Source organism: Chryseobacterium shigense (assembly GCF_014207845.1).
GTDB lineage: Bacteria > Bacteroidota > Bacteroidia > Flavobacteriales > Weeksellaceae > Chryseobacterium > Chryseobacterium shigense_A.
The window spans coordinates 475,665-495,041 of sequence record NZ_JACHLC010000002.1; the positions used below are offsets into that span (position 1 = coordinate 475,665).

23 protein-coding genes are annotated in these 19,377 nt (G+C 36.4%); 8 read left to right on the top strand and 15 right to left on the bottom strand.

What is annotated here, in order from left to right; all coding sequences use genetic code 11:
• Positions 1-136: 136 nt before the first annotated feature.
• Both HNP36_RS12005 and HNP36_RS12010 read right to left on the bottom strand, forming a co-directional pair.
• Positions 137-2,515, bottom strand: a complete 2,379-nt coding sequence (locus HNP36_RS12005; RefSeq protein ID WP_184163623.1) for a TonB-dependent receptor domain-containing protein — start codon at positions 2,513-2,515, stop codon at positions 137-139.
• Between the two features lie 39 nt (positions 2,516-2,554).
• Entirely contained in the window at positions 2,555-3,220 is a 666-nt protein-coding gene (locus HNP36_RS12010; RefSeq protein ID WP_184163626.1) for a hypothetical protein, read from the bottom strand.
• Between the two features lie 128 nt (positions 3,221-3,348).
• Here HNP36_RS12010 and HNP36_RS12015 point away from each other — a divergent pair, with 128 nt between their 5' ends.
• Positions 3,349-4,107 carry a response regulator transcription factor gene (locus tag HNP36_RS12015; RefSeq protein WP_184165206.1) on the top strand — a complete coding sequence of 253 codons (759 nt, stop codon included), beginning with the start codon at positions 3,349-3,351 and terminating at the stop codon, positions 4,105-4,107.
• A 2-nt stretch (positions 4,108-4,109) separates the two neighbouring features.
• Here the strand turns inward: HNP36_RS12015 and HNP36_RS12020 are convergent, their stop codons facing one another.
• The 8 genes from HNP36_RS12020 to HNP36_RS12055 all read right to left on the bottom strand — a co-directional run bounded on the left by HNP36_RS12020 (position 4,110) and on the right by HNP36_RS12055 (position 10,464).
• Positions 4,110-4,859, bottom strand: coding sequence for a ThiF family adenylyltransferase (locus HNP36_RS12020; protein ID WP_184163629.1), 750 nt, complete (start codon positions 4,857-4,859; stop codon positions 4,110-4,112).
• Positions 4,860-4,954: 95 nt separating this feature from the next.
• Positions 4,955-5,461, bottom strand: a complete 507-nt coding sequence (locus HNP36_RS12025; protein WP_184163632.1) for a DUF6973 domain-containing protein — start codon at positions 5,459-5,461, stop codon at positions 4,955-4,957.
• 53 nt (positions 5,462-5,514) lie between these two features.
• Positions 5,515-6,369 carry an acetyl-CoA carboxylase, carboxyltransferase subunit beta gene (accD, locus tag HNP36_RS12030; protein WP_184163635.1) on the bottom strand — a complete coding sequence of 285 codons (855 nt, stop codon included), beginning with the start codon at positions 6,367-6,369 and terminating at the stop codon, positions 5,515-5,517.
• Positions 6,370-6,458: 89 nt separating this feature from the next.
• Complete coding sequence (gene fbaA, locus HNP36_RS12035; protein WP_184163638.1) at positions 6,459-7,529, bottom strand: class II fructose-bisphosphate aldolase; 1,071 nt, start codon at positions 7,527-7,529, stop codon at positions 6,459-6,461.
• A 72-nt stretch (positions 7,530-7,601) separates the two neighbouring features.
• Positions 7,602-8,468, bottom strand: coding sequence for an NAD kinase (locus tag HNP36_RS12040; RefSeq protein WP_184163641.1), 867 nt, complete (start codon positions 8,466-8,468; stop codon positions 7,602-7,604).
• Between the two features lies 1 nt (position 8,469).
• On the bottom strand, positions 8,470-9,120 hold the full coding sequence (locus tag HNP36_RS12045; protein ID WP_184163644.1) for a CBS domain-containing protein: 651 nt from the start codon (positions 9,118-9,120) through the stop codon (positions 8,470-8,472).
• A 187-nt stretch (positions 9,121-9,307) separates the two neighbouring features.
• A complete protein-coding gene (locus tag HNP36_RS12050; RefSeq protein ID WP_184163648.1) occupies positions 9,308-9,838 on the bottom strand; it encodes an RNA methyltransferase in 531 nt (176 codons plus the stop codon).
• Positions 9,839-9,843: 5 nt separating this feature from the next.
• Positions 9,844-10,464 carry a toxin-antitoxin system YwqK family antitoxin gene (locus HNP36_RS12055; RefSeq protein WP_184163651.1) on the bottom strand — a complete coding sequence of 207 codons (621 nt, stop codon included), beginning with the start codon at positions 10,462-10,464 and terminating at the stop codon, positions 9,844-9,846.
• A 55-nt stretch (positions 10,465-10,519) separates the two neighbouring features.
• Here HNP36_RS12055 and HNP36_RS12060 point away from each other — a divergent pair, with 55 nt between their 5' ends.
• A complete protein-coding gene (locus HNP36_RS12060; protein ID WP_184163654.1) occupies positions 10,520-11,119 on the top strand; it encodes a hypothetical protein in 600 nt (199 codons plus the stop codon).
• A gap of 9 nt (positions 11,120-11,128) precedes the next feature.
• Here HNP36_RS12060 and HNP36_RS12065 read toward each other — a convergent pair whose 3' ends face one another.
• Entirely contained in the window at positions 11,129-12,010 is an 882-nt protein-coding gene (locus tag HNP36_RS12065; protein ID WP_184163657.1) for a bestrophin family protein, read from the bottom strand.
• Positions 12,011-12,112: 102 nt separating this feature from the next.
• Between HNP36_RS12065 and HNP36_RS12070 the strand changes: the two genes are divergently transcribed.
• A complete protein-coding gene (locus HNP36_RS12070; RefSeq protein ID WP_184163660.1) occupies positions 12,113-12,274 on the top strand; it encodes a hypothetical protein in 162 nt (53 codons plus the stop codon).
• A gap of 103 nt (positions 12,275-12,377) precedes the next feature.
• Positions 12,378-13,256, top strand: coding sequence for a cupin-like domain-containing protein (locus HNP36_RS12075; RefSeq protein ID WP_184163663.1), 879 nt, complete (start codon positions 12,378-12,380; stop codon positions 13,254-13,256).
• Positions 13,257-13,422: 166 nt separating this feature from the next.
• Here HNP36_RS12075 and HNP36_RS12080 read toward each other — a convergent pair whose 3' ends face one another.
• Positions 13,423-13,953 (bottom strand): GNAT family N-acetyltransferase, encoded by a 531-nt coding sequence (locus tag HNP36_RS12080; RefSeq protein WP_184163666.1) that lies wholly within the window; start codon positions 13,951-13,953, stop codon positions 13,423-13,425.
• A gap of 144 nt (positions 13,954-14,097) precedes the next feature.
• Here HNP36_RS12080 and mutS point away from each other — a divergent pair, with 144 nt between their 5' ends.
• On the top strand, positions 14,098-16,689 hold the full coding sequence (mutS, locus tag HNP36_RS12085; RefSeq protein ID WP_184163669.1) for a DNA mismatch repair protein MutS: 2,592 nt from the start codon (positions 14,098-14,100) through the stop codon (positions 16,687-16,689).
• Between the two features lie 83 nt (positions 16,690-16,772).
• Here mutS and HNP36_RS12090 read toward each other — a convergent pair whose 3' ends face one another.
• Together HNP36_RS12090 and HNP36_RS12095 are read right to left on the bottom strand one after the other, a co-directional pair.
• Positions 16,773-16,925: a bacteriocin-like protein gene (locus HNP36_RS12090; RefSeq protein WP_184163672.1), complete on the bottom strand. Its 153-nt coding sequence runs from the start codon at positions 16,923-16,925 to the stop codon at positions 16,773-16,775.
• Positions 16,926-16,956: 31 nt separating this feature from the next.
• On the bottom strand, positions 16,957-17,253 hold the full coding sequence (locus HNP36_RS12095) for a hypothetical protein (RefSeq protein WP_184163675.1): 297 nt from the start codon (positions 17,251-17,253) through the stop codon (positions 16,957-16,959).
• A 15-nt stretch (positions 17,254-17,268) separates the two neighbouring features.
• On the opposite strand from HNP36_RS12095, the gene HNP36_RS12100 reads away from it, so the two are divergent.
• The 3 genes from HNP36_RS12100 to HNP36_RS12110 all read left to right on the top strand — a co-directional run bounded on the left by HNP36_RS12100 (position 17,269) and on the right by HNP36_RS12110 (position 18,976).
• Positions 17,269-17,757 carry a TlpA family protein disulfide reductase gene (locus HNP36_RS12100; RefSeq protein WP_184163678.1) on the top strand — a complete coding sequence of 163 codons (489 nt, stop codon included), beginning with the start codon at positions 17,269-17,271 and terminating at the stop codon, positions 17,755-17,757.
• Positions 17,758-17,767: 10 nt separating this feature from the next.
• Positions 17,768-18,427 carry a thioredoxin family protein gene (locus HNP36_RS12105; protein WP_184163680.1) on the top strand — a complete coding sequence of 220 codons (660 nt, stop codon included), beginning with the start codon at positions 17,768-17,770 and terminating at the stop codon, positions 18,425-18,427.
• Between the two features lie 150 nt (positions 18,428-18,577).
• Positions 18,578-18,976 (top strand): DUF2809 domain-containing protein, encoded by a 399-nt coding sequence (locus HNP36_RS12110; protein ID WP_184163683.1) that lies wholly within the window; start codon positions 18,578-18,580, stop codon positions 18,974-18,976.
• Here HNP36_RS12110 and HNP36_RS12115 read toward each other — a convergent pair.
• Positions 18,963-19,376, bottom strand: a complete 414-nt coding sequence (locus HNP36_RS12115; RefSeq protein WP_184163686.1) for a hypothetical protein — start codon at positions 19,374-19,376, stop codon at positions 18,963-18,965. The genes HNP36_RS12110 and HNP36_RS12115 overlap by 14 nt on opposite strands.
• Position 19,377 lies beyond the last annotated feature (1 nt).

Genomic DNA, 19,377 nt, shown 5'->3' on the forward strand with positions numbered 1-19,377 from the left:
ATAGTTTTTAAATTAAACGATAGAATCATTGTTTAGAGAGTATAATTCTGTGAGTTTCACTCTTGCTTGCAAGCGTTTTATTTAGTTGCCGCTTATGCTATATGTGCACTATAGTATTTGCGGAAATCAAATCAAATTAATTGACTCTTTTCTTTTCTTCGTCATTACTTAGCTTTCTAGACTGAATCTTTAAGGATTTTCCAAAATTCCAACTTAATGATAATCTTATTTTTTGGGTATCACGGTAATCATAATTCTCCTGCTTTATATTATTAACGATTTGGGTAAATGTCATTTTGTTGGTTTTGAAAATGTCCATTGCATTGAGCGCTATCTGAAGTTTTTTTTCTAATAATGATAGCTTTATACCTGCATTGAAATAATAAAAAGATGATATTTTATAGCTGTTGGCAATTGAAGGAGATTGGTAAGTGAAACCAAGTTCTGCTCTAAGTGTTTTTGAAGAATTCAAAACAAAACTGTTATTTGAGCTTACAGAAACGGTCCAGGCTTCAATATCATTTAATGTATTCGTGAGATCAGATATTGTTTTAGAATAGAAAATATTTGCCTGATTATTGCTTTCCCACCAGCTCCATTGATTCAAAACATAACTTTCCAATATACCCCAGTTTGCCTGTTTAAAAAAATTAGTAGGAATTACAGCCTGAACAGGATTGCTGCTGGAAACATAGGTTACTTGGTCAAACCCATTCGTGATATAGCTCGTATAGACTGCGGTATAATAATTTTTATAGCTATAGGACAATTCAAGATTGTCCGTAAAATAAGGCTGTAAAAAAGGGTTTCCTTCTCCATAATTGTATTTCGTGGTGTAAAATCTGAAAGGATTTAAATCCCCATACGTTGGGCGGTCTATCCGTCTGTTGTAGTTAAGGCCCAATACACTATTCTCACTGATTAAATAATTTAAGTAAAATGTTGGAAAAAGTTTTATATAATTGTTTTTATTCGTTTGATGAAGAGTTTCTGAAAACCCTTTGGTCTGGGTGCTTTCCCATCTTAGCCCCAATTGTGTCTCCCATTTTGAAGATAATTTTTTGTTACCCGAAATATACACGGACTGTGTGTTTTCTTTATAATTAAACCCGTTGCTCTTCCCCAAATCTAAACTGGAATTTCCATTACTTGTATCATAATAGAACACCTTGCTGTCATTATTGATAAAGGATAGTTTTGCCCCAAATGATAGATTAATCCATTTCAGCGGCGTTTCAATATCTATTTTTGATGAGTATATATCAATGTCCTGGCTGCTGAGATTATTTGCTGATAAAAATTGGCTAGGTGTGCTTTCATTAGGTAGAAAGCTGGATGACGAAAACTTATTATCGGCATTAGAGTCAAATTTAAAATAATCTAGATCAAAGGATATCTGTCTTCCTAAAGTATCCAATTTTGTTATTGAATGGAAATTCAGTGCATGATTTTTTTTATTTACTTTTAGGTATGACGGAGTGTAAACCAGAGAATCTAAAACATTCTTTGAACTTCTAATGTAAGATGTATTTGTTCCTTTGCGCATAGGGTTATTTATTCCTCCGAGGTACTGTATACCTATTGTTGTTTTATTAGTGAGAGCATAGTCTAAAGAAAGCCTGCCACTTAAATTATTTCTAAAGTTTCTTGAGTTATTGATTTCAAACCATGTGTAATTTGGATAATGTAAGGTATATTCCTGGTAGGGAGCAATACTTCCATTTTCATAATCTAAGCTCGATGTCAGCGTTACTTTTTTCTTCTGATAATTAATCCCAAGACCGTAATTCCCCAATGAATATTTGGCTTGAGTATAACTAGATTTTATTGTTCCGCTAAGATAATTTTGCTTGGCTTTTTTCAGCTTGATATTTATGATTCCACTATTGCCTTCCGATTCATATTTTGCCGGAGGGTTATTAATGATTTCAATACTTTTAATATCTTCAGACCTTATGCTTTTTAAAAAACTTATTAAATCTGCATCTGAAAGCTGAATAAGCCTGTCATCTACCATAATGGACACTTTATTTTTCCCGACTATACCTATTTGGTCGTTAAGTATTTTTACACCCGGTGTTATACCTAAAGCTTCATATGCGTCTGCGCCTGTGGCAGATACGGAATTCTCTACATTAAATACAAGTCTGTCAATTTTTCTTTCAATTAATTTTTTCCTTACAGAAATAACTACATCCTGAATCTTTGTTTCCTTTAGATCTATGATAATATCCTTTTTCGTTTGATTTAAAATACTGATGTTTTTTTCATAAATCATTCTTCCATCCTTCAGTACAGATATTTTATAATCTCCGTTATGTGGCAATTGCATAAAAAAATTTCCATGCTCGTCACCTATTGCGGAGACTTTTATTTTGTCCTGACTTAAAGAGACTTCTGCATAGCTGATTTCTTCTTGATGGGGGGTTAATAACTTTCCTGTTATGCTCTGCCCGCTTACAGCTGCTCCGGCCAAAAGAATAATTATTTTGAAAAGAATTACAATATTTTTCATCAATGAAATCAAAGGTATAGAATAGGGTTTTTATAGGCACTACACAAAAGTGTAGTATTGATGAGGGGTTGATAAAACTACACTTTTGTGTAGATTTTCTTCATGACAGCTTAGAAAATGGAGATTGTAATCAAGGAAATTTTTTAAAGTCTTATAGGTTAAGATAACGGGTACTGTTTCAGATCCTAAATAATGGATAGAATTTGTAATGGCTGTTGTTTCTATGCCTAGTGCTTTCAGTATTCTTAACAGCTTAACGTCGCATTCTGCTATGGCTAAAGAATTCGTATTAGTGCAGACATCATTAATAGCATGGACCATTAATGTTTTAAACAGACTGAATCCAGATCCTTCAGCTCCTTTTTTTATTGCAAACCTTCCGATGTGCCAGATATCTGTTTTTTTCGTTTCTAGTATGTTTTTAAGATCAATGGCAAACATTTTTTCTATAGGCAGGATATCCAGTGTATTCCACTTTAATGTTCTTATAGATCCTATGATTTTGTTCTCACTGTTTGTTGCTACTAAAACTTTTGAATTGGAAAATTTTGATTCTTCTTCATAAATATATTCAATTTCTTTTTCTATAAAGGCTTGATTATGTGCGGGTTTTTCAACATGGTGTGATAAATTTTCTTCTACTACAAACTTTGCAAGGTGTTTTAAGTCTGATTTTTTTAAAATAGATAATTTGATTGTTTTCATTATTTTGGTTTAGTTTTGATAAATTTATTATGATTTTAATAGTATTTTGCTACACTTTTGTGTAGATTTGATGTAAAATGCTTAAAAATACAAACGGGTGTGGAGGGCGTTTATATAACTGGAATTATATGGAGGAAATCAACAAATTTTTTTCAGAGAAAAATACGGTGCATAATTTATCACAAAATGAATTGATGCAGACGTTTAACTATCTGGAACCTATAAAAGCATTTGCGAGGATCACTTACAAAAGCATATATGTTATAGATTATCAAAAGAAAACGTTTGAATACGTGTCAGATAATCCGTTATTTTTATGTGGCCATAGCCCGGATGAAGTGAAAGAATTGGGGTATGCTTTCTATTTCAAGCACGTAAAAGAAGAAGATTTAGAACTTCTGATCACTATAAATGAAATTGGATTCAATTTTTATGAAAGCATTCCTATAGAAGAAAGAAAGCAACATACCATATCATATGATTTTCATTTGGTGAAAAAGAATAAAAAAAGTATTTTAGTAAATCACAAACTTACCCCTCTGTTCTTAACAGAAGATGGAAAGATCTGGAAAGCAATATGTATTGTATCACTTTCTCAAAATAATTCTTCAGGGAATATCCAAATTTTTAAAGATGGAAGCGATACTATCTGGAAGTTTAATCTTTCTGAAAATGAATGGATAAAAAAGACCAAAATAAAACTTACAGATCGGGAAATAGAAATTTTACTGCTTTATGCACAGGGCTTGACTATCAATGACATTGCAGAAAAAATTTATCTTACGGCTGATACAATTAAATTCCATAGGAGAAAGCTTTTTGACAAGATCGGTGTACAAAATATCACAGAAGCGCTATCTTACGCTACAAATAATAAGCTCATTTAAGACTATTCCATGATGGTATTAAAATAAAAATCGGGGAACTGCTTGACCTTTTTATTGGTAATAATATTATACATTATAGTTGTACAGATCCCTGCGATGATCCAAGAACCAATAGCAAGCTGGGGAGGAGGGAGGGTTTCTTTCTCATCCTTGTAGCTTTTAAGTATTTTCTCAAGCCATAAGTTGGGTTCCATTATATGTTTTAATTGTTCAGCAAAAAATTCAACAACACTCAATTCATTGATACGGGTGCTGCTGTTCAGGCTTTCTAAGGACAAGCCGTCGGGAGTAATGACCATTACCAATCCGCCCCAACCCAGATTGTAAGGGTGTAAAACGGGTATTCTTTTTTCTTTGCAAAGAGTATCGAAATGTAAAGGAATATCAGAAGTAAAATCTAAAGCATTAATAGCAATTGAATGGCCTTCAATTATTTCTCTGATATTTTTTTCTGTTATAAATTCATTGATGTATTTGATTTCAGCTCCAGGATTAATACTTTTTAATCTGTTGTATAACGTTTCGGCTTTAGGCTTTTCTACGTCGTAATAAGTGAAATTTTGGCGGTTAAGGTTTGAAATTTCTATTTTGTCCCCATCTATGACGGTGATGTTTTCAAATCCAAAACGAAGAGCACATTCTGCAATATTGCTTCCGATCCCGCTTCCGGCAATTAATATAGGGTGTTTTTTAATTAAATCCTGTTCATCATTATTTACATATAATCTATTTCTTGAGTATCTTTCTTCCATGGGTTAGTTTATAATGTAAAATTATAATTAGATAACTAGAAATACCCTACACTCAGGTTTAAATTTTATATATAAATAAAATAATCTTAGAATATTTATTTTAGAAATACTAAATGACCTGCAAAATCGTCGTCTAGATTCTGCAACACCTTTGCATCGTCCATTTTTTTTGCCAGATTATCAATAAAAAATCCTTTTTCAAAAAACTGCCGGTGGATTCCCGGAAGGAGTTCCATAAAGTAATCCATACCGATTTTGTTGTTATGAAGATCCATTTTGGTTTCCAGTGGCTCGTTGGGAAAAAGCTCTTCATGCATATCTGTTATTCTTTTACAGAAATCCAATGCTTTTTGGGGAGAGGATACTTTGCAACAGTACATCATAATGAAACTACACCATAAAGCATGTCTGTAGGCATTTCCAATCCCATTGTTAGATGCGGTTTCAGGATACTTTTTCTGGGCAATAGTGAAAGCCTGCACGGTTGCATATAAACTTAATAATGCAAAAACAGGGTGGGGAAGAAGGAGCGATAAAAGACGCATGATCTTTTTCAGGCTCATGCTTTTGATGGTATTAAAAAATATCTTAAAGGTCCTCATAAAAAAAATCTCTCCCTAATTAGAGAGAGACTGTATAATGTTTGTTACAGATCTTAAGCTTTAACGGCTAATAAATTTACTGTTTTGGCTATTGTATCTTTAATTTCAGTTCTTTTTACGATGAAATCCACGAACCCTTTTTCCTGTAGGAATTCAGAGGTCTGGAAGCCTTCCGGAAGATCTCTTCCGATGGTTTCACGGATTACTCTTGGACCTGCAAAACCGATCAGTGCTCCCGGTTCAGCCATAATAATATCTGCTGTCATAGCGAAAGAAGCGGTAATTCCTCCAAAAGTAGGGTCGCAAAGGTAAGCAATGTATAAAAGTCCTGCTTCAGAAAGCTGGGCAAGCTTGGCCTGTACTTTGGCAAGCTGCATCAGTGAATAGGTTGCTTCCTGCATTCTTGCTCCTCCGGACTGGCAGATGATCATGTAAGGAAGTTTGTTGGCAATGCAATAATCTATTGCTCTTCTGATCTTTTCTCCCATTACAGAACCCAGAGATCCGCCGATAAATGCAAAATCCATACAGGAAACTACCATTTCGGTCCCTTTTACGGTTCCTACTGCATTTCTGATGGAATCTGTAAGCTTTGTCTTAGCTTTTACTTCTTTCAAACGGTCTTTATAAGGTTTTGTATCCTTGAAATTTAAGATGTCAATACTTTCAACATTGGCATCCAGTTCTGTAAACTTACCTTCGTCAAAAAGGATGTCAAAAAATTCTGCACTTCCTATTCTTACATGAAATCCGTCTTCAGGAGAAACGTAATTGTTTCTTCTCAGTTCATCATGTTCCACGACTTTTCCTGACGGGGTCTGATGCCATAGGCCTTTGGGAACATCCTTCTTTTCATCAGTAGAGGTTGTAATGTTTTTTGCCTGTCTTTTAAACCACTCGAATGCCATATTGTCTGTATTAGTGTATAATGTAAAATGTATCAGTGTAAACGGTATCCCTGAAGAATATTATTTACACTGATACAAATGTACAGTTCTTATTTTAAAGTATTTACGTTGTTTAAGTCTTCAAACGCTTTAACCAGTCTTGTAGAGAAAGTTTCTTCACCTTTTCTTACCCAAACTCTCGGATCGTAGAATTTCTTGTTCGGTTTTTCTTCACCTTCAGGATTTCCGATCTGAGCTCTTAAATAATCAATATTGTTAACCATATAATCTCTTACGCCTTCTGTGTAAGCGAACTGAAGATCAGTATCAATGTTCATTTTGATAACTCCATAGTCAATCGCTTCTCTGATTTCTTCCAAAGTAGATCCGGAACCTCCGTGGAATACAAAGTTTACCGGCTTGGCAGCTGTTCCGAATTTCTCCTGAACATATTTCTGAGAGTTGTCAAGGATTTTTGGGGTAAGAACCACATTTCCTGGCTTATAAACTCCGTGTACGTTGCCAAATGCTGCTGCAATAGTGAAGTTTTCAGAAATAGCTTTTAATTTTTCGTAAGTATAAGCGATGTCTTCAGGCTGGGTGTATAATTTGGAATTATCTACATCAGAGTTATCTACACCATCTTCTTCACCACCTGTAACACCAATCTCAACTTCTAAAGTCATCTGCATTTTAGCCATTCTTTCGAAATATTTAGCAGAGATTTCTAAGTTTTCTTCTAAAGATTCTTCAGACAGATCCAGCATGTGGGAAGAATAAAGAGACTTTCCTGTCTGCTTGTAATGTTCTTCACTTGCATCTAATAATCCGTCAATCCAGGGCAATAATTTCTTTGCGCAGTGGTCTGTATGTAAAATTACAGTAGCTCCGTAAGCTTCTGCAAGGGTATGAATGTGTTTAGCGCCGGCAATAGAACCTAAAACTGCAGCTCTCTGACCGTCATTGTTTAATCCTTTTCCTGCATTGAACGCAGCTCCACCGTTTGAAAACTGGATAATTACAGGAGAGTTTAATTTCGCTGCAGTTTCCATCACAGCATTTACATTGCTTGAACCAATTACATTTACTGCAGGCAGTGCGAATTTGTTTTCTTTAGCATACTGAAAAATATCGGTAACCAATTGACCTGTGGCAACTCCTGCCGGAAAAATTCTGCTCATGTTTTACTTTGTTATTTTAAATTATTAGGCGTTTTTAAAATTCCTGTAAAGGTAATCATTTTTGAGGAATTACTAATTTCTTTTGTCTCTGCCCCAAAGCAGCTTCTGACGGATCGTTTCGTAGAAGCTCAAATGGTTTGGCTGTACCAGAAGGATTTGAAAATCTGCCTTTTTGATGATAATTTCTTTGTCGGTTTCTATATGGACCAGTCTTGAGTCCAGGGAAAGGGAGTACTGTGGCACTCTGCTTTCCACTTTAAATTTTATTTCCACCCTGTCATTTACAACCAGAGGTCTTACGTTCAGATTGTGTGGAGCAATAGGGGTAATGACAAAATTTTCGTTGTTCGGAGAAATAATCGGTCCGCCACAGCTTAAAGAATAAGCTGTAGATCCTGTAGGGGTGGAAACAATTACCCCGTCTCCCCAGAATACATTTAAAAATTCGTTATTGATATATGAATCTACCGTGATCATGGATGTTGTTTCTTTCCTTGAAACGGTAACATCATTCAACGCATACGGGAAAAAATCATCAGATTCCGGAGAAACCACTTGAATAACTGCACGGCGGCTTGTTTTTACATCACCTTTTAAAATAGCATCAAGTTCTTTGAATGCTTCTTCTTTTGTAAAGCTGGCCAGAAACCCCAGTCGTCCGGTATTTACACCTACAATCGGGATTTCAAGGTCTTCAATAAAGGTTAATGAATTTACAATGGTTCCGTCACCTCCAAAGGTAAAGAAAAGATCTACTTTCTTGTCCAGAAGATCCTGTTTGCTGTTGAATGTTTCAAATATCTTTGAGAACTGAAGCGCTTCAGCCATTTCATCATACAGAACAGATTTTACGCCTCTGGTTTCAAGTTCTGAGATAAACTTGCTTAAATATAAAAAAGTATCGAGGTCTTTTTTCTGAGAATATATGGCTGCCTTCATGTTATATTTCTATGAATTTTTGGAAAAACCCGAATCTGTCCTTAAACAGATCTGATTTTTCGTCAGAATAGTATTTTTCAACAATTCTATAGTCGTAACGGTCAAAAGTGGCGTCTATCGAAGACAGGTTTTCATTGCTGATCTTAATGGTTACATGGATTACCTCATCAGACATAAAGGTGATGAATCCGCCGTAGAACTTCGAGTTGTTGCTTTCCACAATATTGGCAATCTCCGTCATTGAATACTTTCTGGCCGGGGTTTCAATCGTGAGAATGGCCCCGCTTTCTGAAAACAGGGGATAACGGGAAAAATTCTGAAAAATATCATCGCAGGTAATATATCCTAGGTATTTTTCATTTTTATTGATCACCGGAATCACATTGGCATTGAAAGTATAGAAAAGACGGATACTATCCATAATATTATTGTCATCCAGAATAGCAAAACGCTCGATCTGATGTTCAAGATCTTTTAATATCCCATCACCTTCATAAAGGAAATCCTCTGCGATGGCCCCATAAAAGTGGTGAGATTTTTTTATAAAAACATGGGAATAGCCAAAATCCTCTAACATATTCCTTGCTGATTCTATTGAGTCAGTCAGGCTAAAACATGGAAAGTCTTTTGAGATATAATCCTTGATAAACATTGTGCTAATTTATAAAAAATTAAATGAAACTTTTTCTCAAAACATCACTTTTTTTCATGAAAAATAAAAAAAATGATATTAAAATTTGTTTGTAAGGAAAAAAAAGGTACCTTTGTCGCCTTTCATTTTTACTTTTTATTAGATTTATTTCAAACTGCACTGTCTACTAAAGACATATGCAGTTTTTTTATTTTAGGGCTTTTGCAAACTCCCACATCACAATTCCACCGCATACGCTTACATTCAGGGAGTGCTTTGTTCCAAGCTGGGGAATTTCCAGAAAGGTATCAATATTCGGAAGAGCCTCATCACTTATTCCTTCCACTTCATTTCCCAGGATCAGCGCATATTTTTTTGATTTGTCGATGCTGAAGTCTGTTATCATTTGGCTGTCTGTAGTCTGTTCGATCCCTATAATTTCATATCCTCGGCTTTTATAATCGCTGATGGCAGTGTTGATATCACTTTCATGGCTCCATTCTACACTTTCTGTAGCTCCGAGAGCTGCTTTATGGATCTCGCGGTGTGGTGGCTTCGGAGTAATGCCGCAAAGGATTATTTTTTCGATCAGAAAAGCATCTGCCGTTCTGAAAGATGCCCCTACATTATGCATGCTCCTTAGATTATCTAAAATAATGACCAATGGAATTTTCTCAACTTTCTTAAATGTTTCCACATCTATCCTGTTAAGCTCTTCCAGTTTTAGTTTCTGTACCAATTGTTTTATTTTGTTGAGATTAATTTTCCGTCTTTGTAGATTTCCGTTTTTTCAACGCTTCCGTCTTCACGGTAATGAATACGGGTTCCGTTCCATTTATCGTTGGCAAACTCTGTTTCGCGCTGTATTTTTCCTGACGGGTAAAGTGCTTTCCATTTTCCTACGGCAATTCCGTTTTCGTACTGGCCGATCTGCTTTACAGATTTTCCGTCCTCATGGAAAAGTCTGGTTTCACCATTCAGTTTTCCTAATCTGTAGTTGGAAATTTCAGTTATTTTTCCGCCTGGAGAATAAAACGTAGCGAGAGAACTGTCATCATACACATTTTTTTCGCCGTTTCTGAAAACTTCTTTGGATGTAAGAACACCATTTTTGTCGTAGTAAGACCATTCTTTTGCTTTATAACCTTTCTTATTTTCTCCTTTGGCCTGTACTTTTCCGTTATCGTAATAATAAACGGCTTCACCGTCTATTTTACCTTTTTTCCATTCCACTACCTGTTTTACCTGTCCGTTTTCGTAGAAATCTTTACAGGACCCTTCCTGCAGCCCGTCTTTAAATCCGCATGGTTTTTGAGCTATAACCCACGATGATGTGGTTATCAATAGCAGAAAAAAGTATTTCATAGATATTTTTATTTCAAAAATAGCAAATTACTTATATTTGATTTAAATTATTATCATGAAAAAAATATCCGTTTTACTGTTGTTGGTATTCACCTTTATATTTTCACAGGCGCAGAACACGTATTATCCACAGGCTTTTTTTGATAAAAAGATGGCCCGTGAAATGCTCAGCTTCGGAAACTCTACCATAGAAGGAGTAGCTTCCACAAAACAGAAGAACAATTGGGGGATCAAGCCTTTACTGGGGCAAAAGCATTATGCTCCCAAAGGAACTGTAGTGATGCTTTTTCCTGTAACACCTTATTTTGATGAGTTTTACAGAATGAGGAGAAAGTATGAGAATAAGAAAACAACCGTATATATGTCTGAAGAAGCTTTTAAATACAGATTGGAAGCTTTAACGGATGATTACGGAAGATTTAAGTTTGAAAAGCTGAAGCCCGGGAAATATTACCTGGAAACCATTGTTAATTTTACAGCAACAGCAAGTTACCAGCAGCAAACAGGAACATCGGATGCCTATAATGGATATGGGGGATATCTGTATTCCACCCCGATATATCAGACTTTTTTCTACGGATATTCTACAGCAAACCGCGAAAGCAAGTTTGTAGAAGTAAAAGAAGATGGCGAACTCAAAGAAATCAATCTCTAAGGTTGATTTTTATTTTTTCAACCCCATGATCTGATGAACGCTTCTTTCAATATTTTGTGCCAGAGCTTCCATAGGAATATCATTTTCATCATTATTGAACGGGTCTTCAATTTCCTCGGCAATCAGCTCCAGGCTCATCAGGACATAATAAACAAATACGGTAAGCGGAATCATCAGAAGCCCGATTGTAATGACATAGGCAACAGGAAGCGCCAGTACATATAAGATGATGAACTTTTTCACAAACGAAGAATAAGAATAGGGAATAGGGGTATTTTTAATTCTCTCACAGCCACCACAAACGTCCAGGAAACCGGAAAGCTGGGTATCCAGATACAGCAATTCAATATCTGAGATTTTTCCTTCTTTTTTAAGCTGGTTCAGTTTATGGGTTAGCAGAATAACAATTTCACTTGGGCCATGATGCTTCAGTGATTTTTCAATTTCGGAATAATCTTCATCCAATGCCAGCCTTGTAGATTCCTTAGAAAGGTGTTTGGCAAGGAAATGAGGAAAATATTTTAAATACCTTGAAATCTGTTCTGCATTCTGGCGGTCATCTCCTAAAATTGTACTGATTTTTACAGCAAAATTCCGGGTATCATTCACCAGTTTTCCCCAGAGTTTTCTGCCTTCCCACCATCTGTCGTAGGCCGTATTCGTTCTGAAAACAAGCAGTAGAGAAAGTACAAAGCCCAACAAGGAGTGAATCATTCCAACATTACTTACCCCCGATTTTGTGGTAAGGTGGAGATATTCCACTTCCAGATACTGAATTCCCCACGAATAAAGCCCCACAAGAATCATTGTAGGGAAAAGGATCTTCATGGTGTCACTTTTGTGCATGCTGAAAAGAATCTTCAGGAAATGTTTGGTATTGTAAACTCTCATAAATTCGCTTGGTCTTACAAAGATAATTTTTTTCGTTTTAACTGCTCTTTTACGGAAAACCATAAGATTAATAAAGGTAGAGGTAATTTCTTTACGGAAAAAATGAGTTACTACAGAAAAGGACATTTCAGGAACGGAAAATGGGTAAGCGGGCATCGTGTAAATACTTTTGGGAGAAAAAGAAAAAGAGCAAACAGTCCGCAGGGATGTGCTGTCTTGATCTTTGGAGGAATCATTTCTGTTTTGCTTTATTTGCTGGACTAAATGACGTGTAATAGAATTATCAGACTTGTTTTTGCTTTGCATATTTTTACAGATTTTAAAAAAAAGCACTATTTTTATTTCATATTAAATAACAAAAAACAAGATGATCCTCGAAAACGTAGATGTAGTCAGCGATATCAGTAAAGAAGATTTTCAGAAGAATTATTTCAAAAAACATAAACCGCTTCTGATCAAAAATTTCGCCAGCAGATGGGAAGCTTTTGACAAATGGAATCTTGCCTATATCCGGGAAAAAGCGGGTGATCAGGAAGTTCCTTTATATGATAATAAACCTGCTGATGCTTCCAAAAGTTCAGATGCACCTGTGACGCATATGAAAATGAAGGATTATATTGATACCATAAAAAGTAAACCTTCAGATCTGCGGATCTTCTTTTATATTATTACAGACAGGCTTCCTGAACTGCTGAAAAACTTCACGTATCCTGATATGGGAATCAAGTTTTTCAAAAGACTGCCAACCCTTTTCTTCGGAGGAAGTGAAGCTCATGTACTGATGCATTATGATGTGGATCTGGGAGATTTTCTTCATATTCATTTCGAGGGTAAGAAGAGAATATTGTTATTTGACCAGAAACAATCTGAATTCCTATATAAAGTGCCACTTTCGGTACACACAGTATACGACATAGATTATGAAAATCCTGATTATGAGAAGTTTCCGGCTTTACAATATGCCAAAGGCTACGAAATTTTGATGGAACATGGTGATGCGCTTTTTATTCCCGGAGCATTCTGGCATTTCAACAGGTATCTGGAACCGGGCTTTTCCATGTCGCTCAGGGCACTTCCCAATAAACCGGGTGTTTTTGCCAATATGATGTATCACGTTTTCATCATGAGGTATACGGATAAGCTTCTTCGTAAAGTTTTTAAAGCTAAGTGGGTGAATTACAAGCAGAAGTGGGCCTGTAAAAATGGGGCAGCGGCTTTTGAAAAGAAGAGGAATATAAAGAGTTAAAAGAGGGAAGTTTGAAGAAAGAAGATGGGAAAACTAAATCTCACTGTACTTCTGGCAGTAATATTTAATAAATTATAATTAAAAGACATTGAAGATTAATTAAAGCAGACATCAATGATTTCTGTGAACTTCAGAAACCTTCATCTTCCGGCATCCTTTCTTCCATCTACTCATTAATAAGCCCGAAAATTTTTGCATCTACAAATCTTCCTTTTTCGAAGAAATAATCCCGGAGAATTCCCTCATCTTTAAAATTTAAAGAATGTAAAAGTTTTTCTGAAGCAATATTGGCAGGATCTGTGAAAGCATCTATGCGGTGAAGCCTCATGCTTTCGAAACCGAAAGTGAGAATAGGAAGAACAGCTTCTTTCATATAAGAATTTCTCCAGAATTTAGGATTGAGCTCATAGCCGATTTCTGCCCGGAAATGTTCCTGGTGCCAGTTATGATAGCCGCATGTTCCAATAACCTTTTTCTCAGATTTTAATTCCAGTGCCCATCGGAATCCCTTTCCTTTTTCGAATTCACTGTTGAAATGATGGATGATATTGTGGGCATCTTCCAATGTTTTAAAAGTTTCCAGATCATAATATTCCATGACTTCATCCTGGGAAAAATATTCGAAAAGGTCTTCCGCATCACCAGGGGTCAGCTGCCTTAAAAGAAGTCTTTCTGTTTCTAAAACAGGATACATCATAGAATTTTATTTTACTGAAAATTACAATAAATATTTTGTTCCGAAACAGATAAGCGGAAATTTTGATCCCCAGAAAGAGATTAATTGTTCACGAATTTCAATCCCTGAATTTATTTTATTTAAATTTGGGGCTCATTTTTTATTATGGCAAAAGCAGCGAAGAAAGAAACCCCATTAATGACGCAATATAATACCATCAAGGCAAAATACCCTGATGCATTATTGTTGTTCAGGGTTGGTGACTTTTATGAAACGTTCGGGCAGGATGCAGTGAGAACCTCCCAGATTTTAGGTATTGTTCTTACCAAAAGAGCCAATGGGGATGGGCATATAGAGCTGGCAGGATTTCCGCACCACTCGGTAGATTCTTATCTTCCAAAACTGGTAAGGGCTGGGATGAGAGTGGCTATCTGCGATCAGCTGGAAGACCCGAAAATGGTCAAAGGAATTGTAAAACGAGGAGTTACCGAGCTTGTGACGCCCGGAGTTACCTTTAATGATCAGGTATTAAATTCAAAAAAGAACAACTTCCTCCTTTCCCTGCATAAAGAAAAGGAAAAATACGGAATTGCGCTGGTAGATGTTTCTACCGGAGAGTTTCTGGTAAGTGAAGGAAACCTGGAAAAATTGCTGCATATTGTCAATACTTTTGATCCAAGCGAAATTATTTTTCAGAGAAGCGTTCAGCTGCCGGAACAGTTAAAAAACAAAAGTGCTTTTAAGCTTGAAGACTGGGCTTTCCAGTATAATTTTGCCTATGAAAAACTGACATCCCACTTTAAAACGAACTCTTTAAAAGGTTTCGGAGTTGAAAATCTTCCGCTTGCCATTACGGCTGCAGGCGCTATTTTCGCTTATCTTGTGGAAGATACCCATCATAACCTTCTTGCCCATATTACAAAACTTCAGATCATTCCACAGGAAGATTATCTGATGATGGATAACTTTACCCTACGGAATCTTGAAATTGTTTACCCAAGCAATCCACAGGGAAAATCGCTGCTGGATATCATTGATAAAACATCTACCCCGATGGGCGGAAGATTGTTGAGAAGAAGGATCATTCTTCCTTTAAAATCAGTGAATGAGATCATGAGAAGGCTTTCCCTTATTGATTTCCTGAATGAAAACGACCAGTTGAAATATGAAATCTGCCAGCTGCTGAAATCCATCTCCGATCTGGACAGACTGATGGGAAAACTGGCCGCAGAAAAAATATCACCAAAAGAATTGGGTTATCTTCGTCAGAGTCTTATCAATATTCATCATATCAAGGGATTACTCCACCCGCATGCTGATGTTCTGGCATGGCTGGAGCCATTGTTTGATATGGAAGAGCTGATTAAATTTTTACAGAATCACCTTAATGAAGAACTTCCTGTAAACCTTTCCAAAGGAAATATTATCAGAGAAAGCATCTCGGAAGAGCTTGACAGGCTGAGAGGGCTTCAAAGCAAAGGCCGTGGCTTCCTGGATGAAATGTGCCAGAGAGAAATAGAAAGAACAGGTATATCAAGCCTTAAAATAGATTTCAATAATGTTTTCGGATATTATATAGAAGTGAGAAATACCCATAAAGACAAAGTTCCGGCTGACTGGTTGAGAAAGCAGACATTGGTGAATGCAGAACGTTATATCACCGAGGAGCTGAAAGAATACGAAAACCAGATCTTAGGCGCAGAAGAAAAGATCAGTGTGCTGGAAAATGAGCTGTACCGAAATGTATGCTCCGAAACAATGGTGTATATGGATCAGATCCAGGGAAATTCCAATATCATTGCACAGCTTGATGTAGCGGTAGGGTTATCTGAACTTGCTGTTTCTGAGAGTTATACAAAGCCTGTTCTTAACGAAGGTTATGCCATTGATCTTAAAGAAGCAAGACACCCGATTATTGAAAATGCCCTTCCTTTGGGAGAAAAGTATATTCCAAACGATATCTTTTTAGATAAAGATTCCCAGCAGATTATTATGGTTACCGGACCGAACATGGCCGGTAAATCCGCAATTCTGCGTCAGACGGCTATTGTATGTCTTTTAGCCCAGATAGGAAGTTTCGTGCCTGCGAAACATGCCGAAATCGGAGTGCTGGATAAAATCTTCACAAGAGTAGGGGCAACCGACAATATTTCTGCCGGAGAATCTACTTTCATGGTGGAAATGAATGAAGCAGCTAATATTCTTAATAATATTTCGGACCGCAGCCTTATCCTTCTGGATGAAATAGGCCGTGGAACATCCACCTATGATGGGGTTTCCATTGCTTGGGCTATCGCAGAATACCTTCACCAGCATCCTACACAGGCAAAAACGCTCTTTGCAACCCATTACCACGAGCTGAATGAAATGACTGTAAATTTTGAAAGGGTAAAGAATTTCCATGTTTCCATCCAGGAGAATAAAGGGAATATCATCTTCTTAAGAAAGCTTATTCCGGGAGGAAGCGAGCACAGTTTCGGTATCCATGTGGCCAAGCTGGCGGGAATGCCTGCCAAAGTAGTCAACAGGGCTAATGAAATTCTGAAGACCCTTGAAGCAAGCCGCTCACAAACTACAAATACTTCCGAAAGTATTAAAAGGGTAACCGAAGAAAATATGCAGCTCTCTTTTTTCCAGCTGGATGATCCTGTTTTAGAGAATATCCGTGAAGAGCTTACGAAAATAGATATTAATACGCTCACCCCCATTGAAGCTTTAATGAAGTTGAATTCGATAAAAAAAATGATAGGAGGGTAGCTTTACCTTTAAATCAATATATAATTGCATAAAAAATGACCGGATAATTTCCGGTCATTCATATGTATATCGTACTGCAAAAACTAGCAGCAGTATCCGTCTTTACCTCTCGGGCCGATAATCATAAAATGACTGCCCACTCCTCTGAGTTTGCATGGTCCTTCCGTGCAGGCAGCTCCTCCGTTGATCTCTTTCAGTTCTTTTTTACTGAGCTTTTTGATGTTTGAATTTTTCATACAATTCTGGTTTAATATTGATCATCACGTTTTAACAGCAGTATCCATCCTGAACACCGGTAACACCGTATAATTCTACTCCGCTGTCAGGGTCAATACAGCTTATTACTCTTGGGCAGACAGGCCTTGCTCCCTTAATCTCTTTCAATTCCTTTTTTGAAAGTCTTTTTTTCTGAAAATTTAATTTTTTCATAATAATTTTAATTTGGTTGTAGGCTAATTTACATTTTATTTCATATAATTCAATTAAAAGTGATAAAATATTAATGAAAATTCCAATCCCATTAACAAAGTTTAACAGATTGATTCTTAAAGAAAAGGAAAGCATTTGCTACCTTTAAGCATGAAGAATTTGTTAAGCATATTTGCTCTTTTTATTTGCCTGTTAACAGTGAAAGCACAGCAGGCAGAAGTTGCTTCCGTGAAATATGAAGAGCTTGAAAAAAGAATACAAAAAGAAAATGATAAGCTGCTGGTAGTGAATTTCTGGGCTACAACCTGTGCTCCATGCGTAAAAGAACTGCCTCACTTTATGGAAGTTAACAACAAATACAAAGACAACCCGAAATTCAAAATGATCCTTGTTTCACTGGACAGGCTGGTAGATAAAGAACGCGTCATTAAATTTATCAAAAATAAAAATCTTACCGCTGAGGTCATTCTACTAGACGATATTAAAAGAATGAATACCTGGATTCCAAAATTTGAAAAAAACTGGGACGGGAATATTCCGGTGACCATTTTTTATAAAAACGGTGAAAAAGTACATTTTAACGATGGCGAAATGAGTAAGGAAGACCTTGAAAAGACCATCACCGAACATTTAAAATAAAAAATATCATATGAAAAATCTGAAAATTTTAATGGCAGTATTCATTGCAGGATTGGGACTGTTAAGCTTTACAACGCCGGATCATGAGAAAAACAATTCTCCAGAAATCAATTCAAAAACTCCCGTAAAAGGCTATGAAATAGGAGATGAAGCGGCTGATTTTAAACTGAAGAATATAGACGGGAAAATGGTGTCTTTAAGCGATTTTAAATCTGCAAAAGGATTTATAGTAGTTTTCACCTGCAACCATTGCCCCTATGCCAAAAAATATGAAGACAGGATCGTGGAGCTGGATAAAACATTTAAAGAGCAGGGTTACCCGGTGATTGCCATTAACCCCAATGACCCGAATGTACAGCCGGAAGACGGTTACAGCAAGATGATAGAAAGAGCCAGGCAAAAAAGCTTTACTTTTCCGTACCTGGTAGATGAAGGGCAAAAGATATACCCGCTTTACGGAGCTACTAAAACTCCCCATGTTTTTGTTCTGCAGAAAGAAAATGGAAAGAATATCGTAAAATATATCGGCGCTATCGACAATAACTACGAAAATCCTAAGGATGTCTCTGAATACTATGTTCAGGATGCGGTAAATGCACTGATTAAAGGAAATCCGGTAAGCATGACAAAAACAGTAGCAATAGGTTGCACAATAAAAGCAAAGAAATAATATATTTGCTTCATGGTTTACATAAAATCGGTGTTCTCTGAATACCGATTTTTTATGACCTTAATGCTGATTCAATAGGAGCGGGCTTTAGCCCGCTTAAACAAACAATAACCAATCCTCAAAAGGCTTTAGCCAAAACATACATTAGAAATGAAATTACAATTCAGCCTGAAATACCTTATTCTTACAATTATTATTTTCCTGATAGAAGTTTTAATTGCTACAAAACTGGCGCATATTTTCCTTGTAAGGGCCTATCTTGGTGATGTTATAGTTGTGATGCTCCTATACACATTTGTTAAAAGCTTTGTAAAAATAAATAATGAAAAACTTATTTTGGGGATTCTTTTCTTTTCATGTATTGTGGAATTTGCACAATATTTCACCATTGCAGAAAAACTGGGATTCCGTTCTGGAAGCCTGATGTATATTGTAATCGGAAATTCTTTTTCCTGGATAGATATTCTGTGTTATGCGGCAGGATGCTTACTGCTTTTTCTTTGGGTAAAGCTGAAGCCTTCGAAACATCAGCAGACTATTGCAGATTAAATACCAAAGGCTGCCTCATTACATTTCTGACCCTTTTACCATCCTGTTCTGCAGGAACCCATGGGGTTTTTATCATTTTCAGAGCTCTCAGAAATTCATCTTTTACCATTTCAGATTCATAGGATTCTATTTTAATGTTCACCATATTTCCATCCGTATCTACAATAAAACTAGCAACAGCCCTGGCACTCATGACCCCGGCTTTTACCAATGGAGAAGTCCGGAAATTCTTTAAAATTGCGGCAACAAAAGCCTGATGTCCACCGGGAAATTCAGCAGATTTAGTTGGTGCAGATTCAGCATAGACTGATGGCTTTACCGCAGGAACTACATCGGAATCTTTCTGGGCGGCAACAGCTGCAACCCAGAATATCAGAATAAAAACCAGATACTTTTTCATA

What these genes read in the sequence shown, in the direction of transcription:
- HNP36_RS12005 (WP_184163623.1), bottom strand. Translation starts at nt 2,515, where the DNA reads ATGAAAAATATTGTAATTCTTTTCAAAATAATTATTCTTTTGGCCGGA.
- HNP36_RS12010 (WP_184163626.1), bottom strand. Translation starts at nt 3,220, where the DNA reads ATGAAAACAATCAAATTATCTATTTTAAAAAAATCAGACTTAAAACAC.
- HNP36_RS12015 (WP_184165206.1), top strand. Translation starts at nt 3,349, where the DNA reads ATGGAGGAAATCAACAAATTTTTTTCAGAGAAAAATACGGTGCATAAT.
- HNP36_RS12020 (WP_184163629.1), bottom strand. Translation starts at nt 4,859, where the DNA reads ATGGAAGAAAGATACTCAAGAAATAGATTATATGTAAATAATGATGAA.
- HNP36_RS12025 (WP_184163632.1), bottom strand. Translation starts at nt 5,461, where the DNA reads ATGAGGACCTTTAAGATATTTTTTAATACCATCAAAAGCATGAGCCTG.
- accD (WP_184163635.1), bottom strand. Translation starts at nt 6,369, where the DNA reads ATGGCATTCGAGTGGTTTAAAAGACAGGCAAAAAACATTACAACCTCT.
- fbaA (WP_184163638.1), bottom strand. Translation starts at nt 7,529, where the DNA reads ATGAGCAGAATTTTTCCGGCAGGAGTTGCCACAGGTCAATTGGTTACC.
- HNP36_RS12040 (WP_184163641.1), bottom strand. Translation starts at nt 8,468, where the DNA reads ATGAAGGCAGCCATATATTCTCAGAAAAAAGACCTCGATACTTTTTTA.
- HNP36_RS12045 (WP_184163644.1), bottom strand. Translation starts at nt 9,120, where the DNA reads ATGTTTATCAAGGATTATATCTCAAAAGACTTTCCATGTTTTAGCCTG.
- HNP36_RS12055 (WP_184163651.1), bottom strand. Translation starts at nt 10,464, where the DNA reads ATGAAATACTTTTTTCTGCTATTGATAACCACATCATCGTGGGTTATA.
- HNP36_RS12060 (WP_184163654.1), top strand. Translation starts at nt 10,520, where the DNA reads ATGAAAAAAATATCCGTTTTACTGTTGTTGGTATTCACCTTTATATTT.
- HNP36_RS12065 (WP_184163657.1), bottom strand. Translation starts at nt 12,010, where the DNA reads ATGAGAGTTTACAATACCAAACATTTCCTGAAGATTCTTTTCAGCATG.
- HNP36_RS12070 (WP_184163660.1), top strand. Translation starts at nt 12,113, where the DNA reads ATGAGTTACTACAGAAAAGGACATTTCAGGAACGGAAAATGGGTAAGC.
- HNP36_RS12075 (WP_184163663.1), top strand. Translation starts at nt 12,378, where the DNA reads ATGATCCTCGAAAACGTAGATGTAGTCAGCGATATCAGTAAAGAAGAT.
- HNP36_RS12080 (WP_184163666.1), bottom strand. Translation starts at nt 13,953, where the DNA reads ATGATGTATCCTGTTTTAGAAACAGAAAGACTTCTTTTAAGGCAGCTG.
- mutS (WP_184163669.1), top strand. Translation starts at nt 14,098, where the DNA reads ATGGCAAAAGCAGCGAAGAAAGAAACCCCATTAATGACGCAATATAAT.
- HNP36_RS12090 (WP_184163672.1), bottom strand. Translation starts at nt 16,925, where the DNA reads ATGAAAAATTCAAACATCAAAAAGCTCAGTAAAAAAGAACTGAAAGAG.
- HNP36_RS12095 (WP_184163675.1), bottom strand. Translation starts at nt 17,253, where the DNA reads ATGCTTTCCTTTTCTTTAAGAATCAATCTGTTAAACTTTGTTAATGGG.
- HNP36_RS12100 (WP_184163678.1), top strand. Translation starts at nt 17,269, where the DNA reads ATGAAGAATTTGTTAAGCATATTTGCTCTTTTTATTTGCCTGTTAACA.
- HNP36_RS12105 (WP_184163680.1), top strand. Translation starts at nt 17,768, where the DNA reads ATGAAAAATCTGAAAATTTTAATGGCAGTATTCATTGCAGGATTGGGA.
- HNP36_RS12110 (WP_184163683.1), top strand. Translation starts at nt 18,578, where the DNA reads ATGAAATTACAATTCAGCCTGAAATACCTTATTCTTACAATTATTATT.
- HNP36_RS12115 (WP_184163686.1), bottom strand. Translation starts at nt 19,376, where the DNA reads ATGAAAAAGTATCTGGTTTTTATTCTGATATTCTGGGTTGCAGCTGTT.